Origin of the sequence: Streptomyces sp. NPDC057253, from assembly GCF_042669125.1 — a bacterium.
In the GTDB taxonomy this organism is placed as follows: Bacteria; Actinomycetota; Actinomycetes; order Streptomycetales; family Streptomycetaceae; genus Streptomyces.
The window spans coordinates 48,738-63,565 of the sequence record NZ_JBHUXV010000018.1 but is presented as its reverse complement, the minus strand read 5'-3'; the positions used below and the strand labels follow the sequence as shown (position 1 = coordinate 63,565).

The following is a 14,828-nucleotide window of genomic DNA, read 5'->3' as shown; positions in this document are numbered from 1 at the left end:
GCCCCCTCGGGTCGAAGCGGGGACTACTGACCCAGGAAGGCCAGCAGCGCGGCGTTCACCTCCTCGGCGTGCGTCCACAGCAGACCGTGCGGGGCGCCCTCGATCTCGACGTACTCGGCCGCAGGCAGGAGGGCGTGGAAGGCCCGCCCGGTCGCGTCGATCGGCAGGATGCGGTCGGCGGTGCCGTGGAGGATCAGCGTCGGTACGTCGATCTTGGCGACGTCGGCGCGGAAGTCCGTGCCCCAGGTGGGCACACAGGCCACCGACGCGTACGCCGACGCGCCCGCCGCCACGTTCCAGCTCGCCCGTACGGCCTCCTCGCTGATCCGGCTGCCGAGCGTCTCGTCGAGGTTGTAGAACGCCTCGTAGAACCCGGTGAAGTAGGCGTAGCGGTCCTTCGTGACCGCCTCCAGGATGCCGTCGAAGACGGACTGGTCGAGGCCCGCGGGGTTGTCCTCGGTCTTGACCAGGAAGGGTTCCAGGGAGGCGAGGAAGACGGCCTTGGAGACACGCTGCGAGCCGTACGTGCCCAGGTAACGGCCGACTTCTCCGGTGCCCATGGAGAACCCGGCGAGTACCGCGTCGGTGAGGTCCAGTTCGGTCAGCAGCGCGTCGAGGTCGGCGGCGAAGCTGTCGTAGTCGTAGCCCGTGGTCGGCTGCGAGGAGCGGCCGAAGCCGCGCCGGTCGTAGGTGATGACCCGGTGGCCGGCCTCCAGGAGCGCCGGCAGCTGCTTCTCCCAGGAGTGGCCGTCGAGCGGATAACCGTGGATCAGTACGACGGGCTGCCCGCTTCCGTGGTCCTCGTAGTACAGCTCGATGTCGGTGGAGTTCTCCCGGCCGACGGTGATGTACGGCATGTCGGTTCCCCTTCGTGTGGTGGGTGACGCCGGGTCAGGAGGTGGCGCGGGCGGCGGCCTCGATGACATGTGCGGTGGCGTCCGGATGCGAGACGAGGACCGCGTGCGAGGCTCCGCGGACCACCTCGGTGCGAGCGCCGGCTCGGCGCGCCATGGCCTGTTCGGCAGCGGGCGGGATCGCGCGGTCCGCGCCTGCCACCAGGAACCAGGAGGGAATGGTCTTCCATGCCGGGGTGCCGCTGGGCTCCGCGAACGCGGCCAGCGCCACCGGCCGTTGCCCGGCCGCCATCAGCCGGGCCTTGCCGGCCGGTACGTCGGCGGCGAAGACCTGTCGGAAGTCCGCGGGATCGACGTAGGCGTCCTGGCCGCCCGGGAACGGCCGGACCGTCAACGCCGGAGGGAGCGTGCTGCCCGGGTACTGTCCGAGGATGGCCAGCCCGGACTCGCCCTGGTCGGGAGCGAACGCGGCGATGTATACCAGGGCCTTGACGTTGGAGTGGCCCACCGCGGCGTCGGTGATCACGGCGCCGCCGTAGGAGTGGCCGACCAGGACGACCGGCCCGGGAATGGTGTCCAGGACGCTGGACACATAGGCCGAGTCGCCGGCCAGGCCCCGGAGCGGGTTCGCGACGCCGATGACGGGGTAGCCCCGGCGCTGGAGCCGCGATGTCACGCCGTCCCAGCTCGACGAGTCCGCGAACGCGCCGTGGACCAGGACCACGGTCGGCTTGGGTGCGCTCGGTGTGGCGGACGCCGTCCCGGCGTTCGCGGCGGACGTCGGGCCGGCGGGTGTGGCGGACGTCGGGCCGGCGGGTGTGGCGGCGGACAATGCCGGGACTGCGAGGAGTGTCCCGATCACCACCGCCGACAGCATCAGCTTTCTGGGGCGTTGCCCGCCGACGCGGGACCGGTCGGGCGCGATGTTTGTCATGAGTGTCCCCCTCCTCTTCCTGCTCTTTCCGGGCGGTGTCTTTCCTGTTCCTTCGGGACGGGCGGGCTCACAGAGACGGCGGCGGTCCTGTGACGCGCAGGTGGAAGGCCTCGGCGGAGGCCACAACCGCCCCGAGATCGAACTCCGGTGGCAGGTCCCCGGCTTCGGCCACGGGGGTGCCGTTGGAGCGGAAGTACTCCTCGATGCGGGCAGGGCTGAACAGCACCGCTATGCGCGCTCCTTCGGGCGAACGGACCAGATAGCTGTGCGGCACCCCGCGCGGGCCGTACGCGAGCTGTCCGGGCACCAGGTCGTGGCGCTGGTCGCCGACGAAGAACGTCACCTCGCCGTCGAGGACGAACCAGACCTCCTCCTCGTCCTCGTGGACGTGGTGCGGGGGCGCGTGGCCGACCGGGTCGGCGAACTCCATCAGGCTCAGCCGGTTGTCGGTGGCGGTGCCCGGAAGCAGGATGCGGGCCTGGCCGCCCAGGAACCAGAAGGGTTCGCGCTCGGGCGTCGGTCCGAAGGCGGGGAAGAAGCCGGTCAACTTCGCTCCTGTTGTCATCGGTGGCTGCCCAGGAAACGCAGCAGCAGGTCGGTCATCTCTTCGGGTTGCTCTTCGTAGATCCAGTGGCCGGAGTCGCGGACGACGACCGGGGTGACGTGCGTGGCGTACCGGCGTACCTGCTTCCCGACCGACGAACCGAGGCTGCCGTCGGCGCCGACCGCGAGGACGGGCATGGCCAGGGGCTTCTTCCGGAACCGCGCGTTGTCGGCGATGTCCTGTGGGAACGCCCGGAACCACGCGAAGCTCGCTTCAAGGTGGGCGCGGTCGCGCAGGTAGGAGGCGAAGACCTGGAGTTCGTCCGTGGTCAGGGCGTCCTTGTGTACGGCGATGCCCCGCATGAAGCCGGTCGTCCAGGTCAGCTCGCGGCCCTGGATCAGGCTCTCGGGAAGGCCGGTCCGCAGGGAGAAGAAGCCGAAGTTCCACACCCCGGGGCCCTTGGCCGTCAGCGCCGGGAACTCGTAGATGCCCTGGTCCGGGATCGGGGCTTCGCTGAGCACGAGTTTGCTGACGCTGTGCGGGTACTGGGCGGCGTAGGAATAGGCGACCATCGTGCCGATGTCGTGGCCGACGACGTTCACGTCGTGGTCCTTGCCGAGCGACACAAGGAGTGTGTGCAGCTTGGCAGCCATGGTCTTCTTGTCGTAGCCGGACGCCGGCGCGTCGCTGTGGCCGGCACCGGGCAGGTCCGGAGCGATGACGGTGTAGTGCTTGGCGAGCGCGGGCATGATGCCGTGCCACTCGTACCAGGTCTGGGGGTAGCCGTGGATCAGGACCAGGGTCGGGCCGTGGCCGCCGATCACGTAGTGGATGCCGGTTCCGGCGACCTGGGTCTTGTGCTCGCTGAAGCCGACGGGCATCCGCTCGCCGGCCGACGATGCCGGTTTGGCGGCGGCCGCGGCCGTGAGGCTGGTCGCGCCGAGGCCGACGGCCAGGGCGAGGACCGCGGCGGTCAGGCGGCGGGATCTGGGCATACGGGATCTGGGCACACGGGATCTGGACAGGCCGGATCCGGGCAGGCGTAATCTCACTCATCTCTCCCAGCAGCGCGAGGTGGGCGCAGCGGGCTCGGTCCCGCCGTGCCGTGCCGTTCCGTGTCGGTCGGTTGGTCGGTCAGAGGGAGTCGACTAGGCCGCCGTCGATGACGAAGTCGGCGCCGGTGATGTTGGCCGCTCGGGGACCGGCGAGGAAGAGCACGAGATCAGCCACCTCGGCCGGCCGGGTGAAGCGGCCGGTCACCGACTGCTGCGCCGCGCCACGGGCCACGTCCCGGGCATCGACGCCCTGGGCCTGGCCGACCGTGGCGGCGACACCGCCCGCACCCTGCCACAGGGCCGTCTCCACCGGGCCGGGACCGATGGTGTTCACCCGTACGCCGTGTGGTCCCACTTCCTTGGACAGGGCCTTGCAGAAGTTCGTCAGTGCTGCCTTCGCCGCGCTGTAGTCGATGACCAGCGGGTCCGGCAGCCGGGCGTTGACCGAGGAGACCGTGACGATACGTCCCTCGCCGGTAGCGAGCAGGTGCGGCAGTGCGGCCCGGGTGGCGCGGACGGCGGCCATGAAGTTGACCGTGAACGTCCAGTCCCAGTCCTCGTCCGTCACACTCAGGAAGCCGTCGACCCGCGGCCGCACCGCTCCGACGTTGTTCACCAGGACATCGACGCCGCCGTGGACCGCGACGGCCTCGGCGACCAGCGCGGCCGGACCGTCGGGCGTCGCGAGGTCGACCTCCACGACGGTGAGCCGAGCACCCTGCTTCACGTGCTCGTCGAGGGCTTCGGTGCGTTCCCTCGATCCCGCGACGACGCGGGCCCCGGCCGCGAGAAAGGCCTCGACGACGGCCAGCCCGATGCCGCGCCCGGCTCCGGTGACGACGACGGTCCGACCGGCCACACCCGCGTCGGCCCCGGAGGTTCCGGCGGGCTGGGGACGGGCGCTCATCGCTCGGTCCGCTCGGTCCCGAGGCTCTGCCGGCGCAGCCAGGTGAGAACGGTGTCCGCGACCTCGCGCCAGCCGCCGTCGATCGTCAGCGAGTGCCCGCGGTCGGGGAAGTTGATGATGTCGGTGACGGCCTCGGAGTGCCGGTACTGCTTGAGGGTGGCGCGGGTGACGACCTCGGGCACGGTGTGATCCTTGCCGCCCGAGATGAGCAACAGCGGGCCTCGTCCGCTGTTCTTCGTGTCGACCTTCGCCGGCGAGTGGGGGTTGAAGTTCGCGGAGGCGGCCTCGTACAGCGGCTTGCCCGGCGCGGGGATGGTCCAGCGCTCGTACAGAGCCGTCGATTCCTCCTCCGCGATGGCGTTGCCGAACGCGAACCGGAACTGCTCCGCGGTCAGGGAGACCGACCGGTGCCGGTTGGCCGGGGACTTGAAGACCGGGAGCGTCGCCTTCAGCGCGGACAGCGGCAGGGGCAGAACGCCCTTGATCTGCGCGGCGTCGATCGCGACGGCTGCGGCGGCACGGTCCTGGCCGAGCAGCTTCTGAGCGATCATCCCGCCGAACGAGTGACCGATCACGATGGGCCGCACGGGCAGGTCCTCGATCAGGGCCGCGTAGTGCTCTACGACGTCGTCGATGCCGTGGCCGGCGATGCTCTCCGGGTTCTGGCGCGCCTCCTCGACGGTGTCCGGGTCGCCGGGCCACCCGGGCGCGGACGGTTCGTAGCCCTCTTCGCGGAACAGGTCGGTCCACGGCTGCCAGGAGGCGCTGTGCAGCCAGAGTCCGTGGATGAAGACCACGGGGAGCGTGTCGGTCATGGCGGGGCCCTGCTTTCTTGGATGGCTGTTCTTCATCCGGCTTCTGCACACGAAACCGGGAACCCGGTGCGTTCGCACCGGGGAGGCACCCCAGGGGTTCAGGCGTGGACGCCACATGACCCGAGGACATCCGCGCCGATCCGCAGGGACTCCAGCAGGGTCCTCTCCGGGGCTCCAGGACTCCAGGGCTCCGACGCTCCGGCGCTCCGGCGCTCCCGGCCGCGGGTACGCGTCGGCACCGGAGCCATGCGTGCGCAGCATGCCCGCTGCCCGCTGCGGGGCGAGGAGGAAGACCTCGCCACGCCCCCTGAGGCCGCGTACGTCGCAGTCCGATCTACAGGGGATGATTGAGGCGCTTCGTCGAGGAGGGTGATCGCATCGTGGACCGGGCCAAGACACGTGGGCCGTACGCCAAGACGGCGGCCCGCCGGGCGGAGATCGTTCGCGCGGCGCGTGACTGCTTCGCCGAGCACGGCTACGCCAACTCCTCCCTGCGCGCCATCGCGGAACGGGCCGGGATCACGCACGCCGGTCTCCTGCACCACTTCCGCGACAAGGACGAACTCCTCGCCGAGGTGCTCGCACAGCGGGACTCCGAGGAATGGCGGCAGGGCCTGGACGAGGTCGAGGGGATCGACCAGCTCGGGCCCTACCTCGCCGGGCTCATCCAGAGTCATCAGCGGGCCCCCGAGCTGATCCGGCTGTGGATCGAGCTCGCGGCGGCCGCCTCACGCCCCGACCACCCCGCCCACACCTACTTCGTCGAACGGTACGAACGCAGCCGGGCCCAGTTCGTCGATGGACTCCCCGAGGGGGCAGTCCGCGCCCGGCTCCGCGAGGGCGTCACCCCCGAGAGTGCCGCCGTCCTCTTCCAGGCCATGCTCAACGGGCTTCAACTCCAGTGGGTTCTTCAGCAGGACCTCGACATCGTGGGACCGGTGACCGACTTCGTACGCCTGCTGTTCACCCAGGACGACTCGGACGACACCGCCTGAGCGACGCCGGCGTCCCACTGACGCCGGCCTCCCGCCTCACCCATGCCCCGCTGCACCGGCCCCTCACCGGTGAGCCGCTCCGCCATGCCATCCCACACCCCACCATGTAACGCTCAGGTCACGAAACCTCCCTGCGGGCTTCCCTCTCCCTTGATCCCGGTTTACGTTCCAGCGAAAACCAACCACATGGTAAGTGTTGGCATCGCCCGGACGGAACCGCTCACCAGGACACGCGGAATCGCCCCGGCGCTCAGGAAGGCAGTCGACGATGACCGAACTCGCTCCCGGATTCCTCTGGGGCGCATCCACGGCCCCGCACCAGATCGAGGGCAACAACCTCAACAGCGACTTCTGGGCGAACGAAGGACGCATCCCCGGCATGGAGCGCAGCGGCGACGCCTGCGACAGCTACCACCGCTACCGCGAGGACATGCAGCTGCTCGCGGACGCCGGGCTCAACGCCTACCGCTTCGGGATCGAGTGGGCACGGATCGAGCCGCTCCCCGGCCTGGTCTCGCGCGCCGAACTCGCCCACTACCGGCGCATGATCGAGACGGCCTTCGAGCTCGGTCTGACACCGGTCGTGACCCTGCATCACTTCACCAGCCCGCGCTGGTTCGCCGAGGAGGGCGGCTGGCTCGGCGACCGCGCGGTGGACCGGTTCCGGACTTACGTCGAGACGGTGACGCCGATCCTCGACGGCGTCGAGTGGGTCGTCACCATGAACGAGCCGAACATGCTGGCCATCATGGTCGGCATGGCCCGGGCCTTCCAGAACCCGCAGGCCGACGGAGAGTGGCAGAGCCCCACCCTCGACAACGAGGGCCCACGACCGGCCCTGCCCGCCCCCGATCCCGGCATCGGCGCACGACTCGTCGACGCCCACCACGCCGCCCGGGACGTCCTGCGCGAGCGCACCGACGCCAAGGTCGGCTGGACGGTGGCCAACCGCGCCTTCGTCGCCCGCCCCGGCTCGGAGGAGAAGAAGCGGGGGCTGGAGCACGTCTGGGAGGACCTCTACCTGGAGGGAGCGCGCGGCGACGACTTCGTGGGCGTGCAGTCGTACTCCAGTCAATGGGTCGGCCCGGACGGCATCGAGCCCTACCCGCCGCACCCCGACAACACCCTCGTGGGCACCGCATACCGGCCCGACGCCCTGGGCATCGCCGTGCGGCACACCGCCGAGGTCACCGGCGGGCTGCCGATCCTGATCACCGAGAACGGCATCGCCACCGGCGACGACACCCGCCGTATCGCCTACACCGGCGAAGCCCTGGAGCACCTCGGCAAGGCGATCGCCGACGGAGTGGACGTACGCGGCTATCTGCACTGGAGCCTGCTCGACAACTACGAGTGGGGCCACTGGACACCGACGTTCGGCCTCGTCGCGGTGGACCGCGAGACGTTCGAGCGTCGCCCCAAGCCCTCACTGGCCTGGCTGGGCGAGACCGCCCGCCGCGGCCGGATCTGACCATCGCCTCACACCAAGGACACAGCGTGCAGGTATCCGTACCCGACGTCTCCTCGAAGTCCCTGGCCGAACTCGTCTCCCTGTCCGGACGGCGTGCCGTCGTGACCGGCGCGGGGCAGGGGCTCGGCCGGGCCGTCGCCGAGCGGCTCGCCGAAGCCGGAGCCGACCTGGTCGTCGCCGACATCCAGGACGAACTCGCCACCTCCGCAGCCGGGGAACTCGGCGCCCTGGGCCGGGGCCGTGCCCTGGCCGCACCTCTGGACGTCGCCGACCCCGACAGCGTGTCGGCCGCCGCCGACCTGGCGGTCCGGGAGCTCGGCGGGATCGACATCTGGGTGAACAACGCCGGGATCTTCCCCAGCGTCCCCGCCCTGGAGATGTCAGACCAGGCCTTCGACGAGGTCTTCGCCGTCAACACCCGCGGGGTCTTCCTCGGTTCCCGGGAGGCCGCGCGCCGGATGAGCGAGGCCGGACACGGAGGCGTCATCGTCAACGTCGTCTCCACGGCCGGGTTCCGCGGCACGGCCCCCGGCCTCGCCGCCTACGTCGGCTCCAAGCACGCGGCACGCGGGCTGACCCGCCAACTCGCCCTGGAGTTCGCCCCCTTGGGCATCCGGGTACTGGGCGTCGCGCCGACGTTCGTGCCGACCGAGGGAAACCTGGCGGCCGCCGCGGAGGCCGGCGTGGACTCCGAGACGATCATGTCCGTGATGCAACCCGGGCCGCTCGGCCGGCTCGGCGTGCCCGACGACATCGCCCGCGTGGTGCTGTTCTGCGCCAGCGACCTCTCGGCCTTCATGACCGGCAGCACGCTCCTCGCGGACGCCGGTGAAACGGCATGACGTACGACGCCCCCACCGCTCCGAACTCCCGCTAGGACTCCCATGCTCTCGCCCCGTGCCACCCCCACCCGCGACCTCGTCGGCCTCGACGGCCTGTGGCGGTTCGCCCTCGACACCCGGGTCAGCGCCGATCCGTGGACGACCCGGCTCGACTCACCGCTCGAAGTCCCCGTGCCCGCCAGCTACAACGACCTGTTCGTGGATCCTGAGATCCGCGACCACGTTGGCGTCGTCTGGTACCAGCGGGATGTGCGCGTACCGCGCGGCTGGACCGGCGAACGCGTGGTCCTGCGCTTCGGCTCCGTCACCCACGCCGCCCAGGTCTACGTCGACGACCTGCTCGTGGCCGAACACAGCGGCGGCTACACGCCGTTCGAGGCGGACCTGACCGGGTTCGTCGCCCCCGGCACGGAGTTCCGACTGACGGTCGCCGTCGACAACCGGCTCACGAACGTGACGATCCCGCCCGGCACGGTCACGACCGGTCCCGACGGTCGCGAACGGCAGTCGTACCTGCACGACTTCTACAACTACGCGGGCATCGCACGCCCTGTCCTCCTCTACAGCACACCGACCACGTACGTCGACGACGTCACCGTCGTCACCGGCCGGGACGGCACGGCCGGCACCGTCGGCTACCGCGTGGAGACCGGCGGCGCGCACGCCGACTCGGTCGCCGTCCGGGTGCGCGTGCTGGACGAGACCGGACGGACCGTCGCGGAGGGTGCGGGCCCCGAGGGCGTCCTGCGCATCGAGGACGTCACGCTCTGGCAGCCGGGCGCGGCCTATCTCTACGACCTCGTCGTGGAACTGGCCGTGGACGGCGAGACCCTGGACAGTTACACCCAGTCCGTCGGCGTACGGACCGTCGAGGTACGGGGCACCGACTTCCTCATCAACGACGAGCCGTTCTACTTCACCGGCTTCGGCAAGCACGAGGACACCCCCGTCCGCGGCAAGGGCCACGACGACGCCTACCTCGTCCATGACTTCCAGCTCATGCAGTGGACCGGAGCCAACTCCTTCCGCACCTCCCACTACCCCTACGCCGAGGAGGTCCTGGACTTCGCCGACCGCCACGGCATCGTCGTCATCGACGAGACCGCCGCTGTCGGACTCAACCTGGGGGTCCAGGGCGGTCTGACAGGGGTGCCGCCGACACCGACCTTCGCGCCGGAGAACTTCGGTGGAACCACGCGCGACGTCCACGCCCAGCATCTGCGGGAACTCATCGACCGGGACAAGAATCACCCGAGCGTGGTGATGTGGTCCCTCGCCAACGAACCGGCCTCGAATGAGGACGGCGCGCGCGAGTACTTCGAACCGCTGGTCGAACTGGCCCGCAAACTCGACCCGACCCGGCCCCTCACCTACTCCGCCGTCATGTTCGCGACCCCGCAGAACGACCTGATCGGCGACCTGTTCGACGTGCTGAGCATTAACCGCTACTACGGCTGGTACCTCTTCACCGGCGACCTCGCGACCGCCGAGGGGTACCTGGAGCAGGATCTGCGCGGCTGGGTCCAGCGCTTCGGCAAGCCCGTGATGATGTCCGAGTACGGTGCCGACACCCAGCCGGGCCTGCACTCCGTGTGGGACGCGCCATGGAGCGAGGAGTACCAGAGCGACTTCCTCGCCATGTACCACCGCGTCTTCGACCGCATCCCCGAGTTCGTCGGCGAGCACGTGTGGAACTTCGCCGACTTCCAGACCTCGCCGGGCATCCACCGCGTCGACGGCAACAAGAAGGGTGTCTTCACCCGCGACCGCAAGCCCAAGTCCGCCGCGTTCGCCCTGCGCCGGCGCTGGCACGGCCTCGCCGGCCACAAGCCCGGCCCGTCCTCGGCCGACTGACGGCCACGCCACGCCCCGTGCGCGGGGAGGCCGACCGGAGCGCCTGTCAGGGCTCCGGGTCGGCCGCCCTGCGGTCGATCCACCCCCAAGGGTCTCGCAGCACGCGGCGCGTACCGGTTGTGCCCCAGGGACGACCCTCACAGCCGCCGCAAGCCGCACCAGCCCATGGAGCGACGACAGGCGCGACCGGACCGGACCCCACACCGCCCGCTGCGGTCGTCACCGCAGTCGCCTCCGCCCATGGACAAAGGAGTCCGCATGCCTCACGAAGAGCGGGACGTCAGCATGGTGGTGCCGCCGACCCCGCTGGACGACGCCCCCGAGGACCCCGCAGGTCAGCCCACGACACCCGAGATCCAGGCACCCCCTCTCCAGACGGTCGGCCGGAGCTACCTCCTCTGGCTGATGCTCGCCAGCTTCGGCGGCTCCCTGGCCCTGATGGTCCCGCTCTCCTACTCCCTCGCGGTGCGGATCGACGACCTCTCCCCCGGCCACGAGGAGCGCCTCGGATACGTCACCGGCTCCGCCCAGGTCACCTACCTGGTCCTCAGTCCGCTGATAGGCCTCTGGAGCGACCGCATGCGCTCCCGGCTCGGCCGCCGCACCCCTTTCATGGTCGGCGGCGCCCTGCTCGGCACCGTTGCGCTCGTCGGGGTCGCGCTCGCGCCGTCGGTCCTGTTGCTGGGCCTGGCCTGGGTGGTCGGCATGATCGGCTGGTCGACGGCCGGACAGGCGATCCAGAACGTCCAGGCGGACCGGGTGCCCGAGGAGCAGCGGGGCCGGATCTCCGCTCTGACCAGCGTCATGACCCAGATCGCGCCGGTGATCGGCATCGGCCTCGCGTACGCCGTGGCCTCCAGCACGTTCCTGGTGTTCCTGGTCCCCGGCGTCCTGGGTGCCGCCCTCGTGGTGCTCTTCCCCGTGCTCAAGCCCGAGGGCGACTCCCGCGTCCTGGTGCGCGGCGGCGGGGTGACGGTGCGGAACATGGTCGCCAGCTACGGCTTCGACCCGCGTAAGTACCCGGACTTCGGCTGGAACTGGCTCGGCCGCTTCGTCTTCTTCGTCGGCCTGTACTTCAACACCGCCTTCGGCACCTTCTTCTACGCGCAGCGGCTCGACCTGCCGGTCAAGGAGGTCGCCGGGATCGTCGCCGTCATCGGGACCGTCGGCGTGGTGGCCGCGGCCGGCGGGGCGATCGGGGGCGGCTTCCTCTCCGACAAGCTCGGCCGGCGCAAGCTGTTCGCCCTGATCGGCTCCGGGGTGTTCGTGGCCGGGGCCGTCACCGAGGCCTTCGCCCGTTCCCTGCCCCAACTGGTCGTCGGCGCGGTGCTGATGCAGTTCGCCATCGCGCTGTTCAGCGCCGTCGACCAGGCGATCGTGTTCGCCGTCCTGCCGGACCGGGCCGAGGCCGGCCGCTACCTCGCCGTCGTCGGCTTCGCCCAGAAGATCCCCAGTGCCGTCGCGCCCCTGATCGCCCCGTTCGTGATCACCCTGGGGATGAGCACCGGCGGCGAGAAGAACTACACGCAGCTCTATCTGCTGGGCGCGGTTCTGGCCCTGCTCGGCGGCCTCATCGTGAAGTTCAAGATCAAGTCGGTTCGATGAGCCCGCCCGCCCCCGATCATCGACCTTCCCGATCCCCGAGAAACAGCCCGCCGCCACACCGAGTTCCGAGAAGGCACAGCATGCGCGACACACCGTACGACCTGGGCATCGACAACGGCGGTGACGACTTCCCCGTGTCCGGGCCCACGCCCCGGCTGTCGTGGAAGCCGCCGTCGGACGCGGCGCATCCGGTGGCGTACGAGGTGCAGTGCACCGTCGACGGCGAAGCCCTCCCCACCGTGACCACCGCCGTCGGCGGCCACCGGTTCCTGCCCTGGCCGTGGGCCGCGCTGGCCGGAGGCCGCCGGGTGCTGTGGCGGGTCCGGGCCCTGCGTACCGGCGACCGCTCACCGTGGTCCCCGTGGCACGCCTTCGAGAGCGGCCTGCTCCACAGCGACTGGCGGGCACGCTGGATCAGTCCCCCCGAGTCCGTCGATCGCGGCTACGGCAGGCGCCCCGCCTATCTCCTGTCGGTCCGCTTCCCCGTCCGGTCGTCGGTGCGCTCGGCCCGGCTGTACGCGACAGCGCTCGGGGTGTACGAGGCCTTCGTCAACGGCGAGCGGGCCGGCACCGCCGAACTCTCGCCCGGGTCCACCTCGTACGACCGCACGCTCCACGCCCAGGCCCACGACGTGACGGCCGCCGTGGTCCCCGGTGAGAACCGGATCGAGATCCTGCTGTCCGACGGCTGGTACCGGGGCCAGGTGGGCGCCTTCCGCCAGCCGGCCGGCTGGGGCACGGTCACCGGTGTGCGGGCCGAACTGCACCTCGTGCACGAGGACGGCGACGTGCAAGTCGTGCGGACGGACGGCACATGGACGAGCACGGAGTCGGCCATCACCCGGGCCGACCTCATGGACGGGCAGACCACGGATTTCCGCGTCGGAGCGGGCACCGGGCAACCGGTCCTCGTCGACCAGGTCGAGGCACCCTCGATCGACTGGTCACCGGCACCACCGGTGCGGGTCGTGGAATCGCGCCCCGCCAAGTCCGTCCGGCAGGTCGACGACGGGCTCTGGGTCGCCGACTTCGGCCAGAACGCGTCCGGTTGGATCCGTCTGAGTGATCTGGGCCCGGCCGGGACCCGCACGGTCATCGACTACGGCGAACACGTGGGACCCGACGGTGACCTGACGACCGCTCACCTGGACGCCAGGCGGCCGGGCCAGGCGCCGATTCCTTTCGTGCAGCGCGACGAAGCCGTGTCCGCGGGCCACGGCGAGACCTTCGAGCCGCGCCACACCGTGCACGGCTTCCGCTACGCACGCCTCCGCCGCGAGGGCGCCCCGCTCGACCCTGCGAGCCTCGTGATGCGCGTCGTCCACTCCGACCTGCGCCGCACCGGCAGCTTCGGCTGCGGCCACGAAGACCTCAACCGCCTTCACGAGATCGCCGATTGGAGCTTCCGGGGCAACGCCGTCGACGTGCCCACCGACTGCCCGACCCGCGAACGCCTCGCCTGGACCGGCGACTACCAGGTCTTCGTCTCCACCGCCACACGTCTGTACGACGTCCTGGGGTTCAGCCGCAAATGGCTCCGCTCCGTGCGTGACGACCAGCTGCCCGACGGCCGGATCGCCAACTTCTCGCCCGACGGACGCCGTATCAAGAAGCACTTGGACGACCAGTTCGCCATGATGACCGGTTCGGCGGGGTGGGGAGACGCCGTCGTCGCCGTTCCGTGGGAGCTGTACGAGTCCTACGGCGACCGGGAGGTCCTCGTCGAGAACTTGGAGGCGATGGTCCGCTGGGTGGAGTGGGCCCTGAACACCGCCCGCAGCGCCCGCCACCCCTCCCGTGCCGAACGCTCGGCGGAGCCGCTGCCCCACGAGCGGTACCTCTGGGACGGCTCCTTCCACTGGGGCGAATGGACCGAACCGAAGACGAAGGCGGCCGACGGCACCCGGATCGACCCCGTCCAGAGCGACCCGGTCGCCTGGTTCCTGGCAGACAAGGGCGAGGTCGGCACGGCGTTCCTGTACCGGTCGACGGCGACCCTGGCCCGCGTCGCACGCGTGCTGGACCGCCCCGGGGACGCGGACCGCTACGCCGCGACCGCCGAGCGGATCCGCGACGCCTGGCGCACCGAGTTCCTCGCCCCGGACGGACGTACTGCCGGCGACACCCAGGCCGGCTATGTACGGGCGCTGTCGCTCGGGCTCGTCCCTCGTGCACTGCGCGAGGCGGCCGCCGCACGGCTGGTCGAGCTGATCCGCGCGGCCGGGACCCATCTCACCACCGGCTTCCTCTCGACCGGCGACCTCCTTCCCGTGCTCGCCGACAGCGGACATGCCGACGTCGCCTACGAGTTGCTCCTCCAGCGCACCGCGCCCTCCTGGAGGTACATGCTCGACCGCGGCGCGACGACCGTCTGGGAGGACTGGGAGGGCGTCGACGACACGGGCGCCGCGCACGACTCCCTGAACCACTACAGCAAGGGCGCCGTGATCCGGTTCCTGCACACCCACGTCCTTGGACTGCGGCAGACACCGGGAGCGATCGCCTGGGAGTCCTTCGAGGTCGCGCCGGTCCCCCACCCCTCGGTGCCCTGGGCCCGGGGTACGCACGAGTCCCCGCAGGGCACGATCGGCGTCGAATGGCGGGTGAGGGATGACCTGCTCACCATCACCGTCGACGTCCCACCGGCCTCCACCGCCCGCATCGTCTTCCCCGACGGCACGGTCGTGGAGCCGCTTCCCTGCGGGAGGTTCAGCGCCACTCGCCGGGTGCGGGCAACGGACTGAACCGACGTCGGGGAGGGCGAGGGCCGCGTCCTGTCAGGTCCAGGTTTTGGTCGGGCCGCCCGCCGGGACCTGGCGGGCGGTCACGAGCAAGGCGAAGCGGTCGGCCGGGGTTTGTCCCGTCGAGCGGCGGCCCAGCAGACGTCCACCTCGGCGAGGGCCTCGGGGCCGATCAGGTCCCACAGCACGTCGAACGCGCAGGCGCCGCCCG

12 protein-coding genes are annotated in these 14,828 nt (G+C 70.8%); 6 read left to right on the top strand and 6 right to left on the bottom strand.

Features of this window, described 5'->3' with window-relative positions:
- Positions 1-23: 23 nt before the first annotated feature.
- The 6 genes from ACFULQ_RS12780 to ACFULQ_RS12755 all read right to left on the bottom strand — a co-directional run bounded on the left by ACFULQ_RS12780 (position 24) and on the right by ACFULQ_RS12755 (position 5,109).
- A complete protein-coding gene (locus tag ACFULQ_RS12780; RefSeq protein ID WP_383542049.1) occupies positions 24-857 on the bottom strand; it encodes an alpha/beta fold hydrolase in 834 nt (277 codons plus the stop codon).
- 34 nt (positions 858-891) lie between these two features.
- Positions 892-1,731 (bottom strand): alpha/beta fold hydrolase, encoded by an 840-nt coding sequence (locus tag ACFULQ_RS12775; protein WP_383542190.1) that lies wholly within the window; start codon positions 1,729-1,731, stop codon positions 892-894.
- Between the two features lie 124 nt (positions 1,732-1,855).
- Positions 1,856-2,335: a cupin domain-containing protein gene (locus ACFULQ_RS12770; protein ID WP_383542046.1), complete on the bottom strand. Its 480-nt coding sequence runs from the start codon at positions 2,333-2,335 to the stop codon at positions 1,856-1,858.
- A gap of 14 nt (positions 2,336-2,349) precedes the next feature.
- Positions 2,350-3,327: an alpha/beta fold hydrolase gene (locus tag ACFULQ_RS12765; RefSeq protein ID WP_383542044.1), complete on the bottom strand. Its 978-nt coding sequence runs from the start codon at positions 3,325-3,327 to the stop codon at positions 2,350-2,352.
- A gap of 139 nt (positions 3,328-3,466) precedes the next feature.
- Entirely contained in the window at positions 3,467-4,294 is an 828-nt protein-coding gene (locus ACFULQ_RS12760) for an SDR family NAD(P)-dependent oxidoreductase (RefSeq protein WP_383542041.1), read from the bottom strand.
- Positions 4,291-5,109 carry an alpha/beta hydrolase gene (locus tag ACFULQ_RS12755; RefSeq protein ID WP_383542038.1) on the bottom strand — a complete coding sequence of 273 codons (819 nt, stop codon included), beginning with the start codon at positions 5,107-5,109 and terminating at the stop codon, positions 4,291-4,293. Before ACFULQ_RS12755 ends, ACFULQ_RS12760 begins: the two co-directional genes overlap by 4 nt.
- 380 nt (positions 5,110-5,489) lie before the next feature.
- Between ACFULQ_RS12755 and ACFULQ_RS12750 the strand changes: the two genes are divergently transcribed.
- The 6 genes from ACFULQ_RS12750 to ACFULQ_RS12725 all read left to right on the top strand — a co-directional run bounded on the left by ACFULQ_RS12750 (position 5,490) and on the right by ACFULQ_RS12725 (position 14,620).
- A complete protein-coding gene (locus ACFULQ_RS12750) occupies positions 5,490-6,104 on the top strand; it encodes a TetR/AcrR family transcriptional regulator (protein ID WP_383542188.1) in 615 nt (204 codons plus the stop codon).
- Between the two features lie 268 nt (positions 6,105-6,372).
- The gene (locus tag ACFULQ_RS12745; RefSeq protein ID WP_383542036.1) at positions 6,373-7,575 is read left to right on the top strand and encodes a glycoside hydrolase family 1 protein; all 1,203 of its coding nucleotides are present in this window, start codon (positions 6,373-6,375) and stop codon (positions 7,573-7,575) included.
- A gap of 26 nt (positions 7,576-7,601) precedes the next feature.
- Complete coding sequence (locus ACFULQ_RS12740) at positions 7,602-8,417, top strand: SDR family NAD(P)-dependent oxidoreductase (RefSeq protein WP_383542033.1); 816 nt, start codon at positions 7,602-7,604, stop codon at positions 8,415-8,417.
- Positions 8,418-8,459: 42 nt separating this feature from the next.
- Positions 8,460-10,271: a beta-glucuronidase gene (gene uidA, locus ACFULQ_RS12735; protein ID WP_383542031.1), complete on the top strand. Its 1,812-nt coding sequence runs from the start codon at positions 8,460-8,462 to the stop codon at positions 10,269-10,271.
- A 258-nt stretch (positions 10,272-10,529) separates the two neighbouring features.
- The gene (locus ACFULQ_RS12730; RefSeq protein ID WP_383542029.1) at positions 10,530-11,876 is read left to right on the top strand and encodes an MFS transporter; all 1,347 of its coding nucleotides are present in this window, start codon (positions 10,530-10,532) and stop codon (positions 11,874-11,876) included.
- An 80-nt stretch (positions 11,877-11,956) separates the two neighbouring features.
- Complete coding sequence (locus tag ACFULQ_RS12725; RefSeq protein WP_383542027.1) at positions 11,957-14,620, top strand: family 78 glycoside hydrolase catalytic domain; 2,664 nt, start codon at positions 11,957-11,959, stop codon at positions 14,618-14,620.
- Positions 14,621-14,828 lie beyond the last annotated feature (208 nt).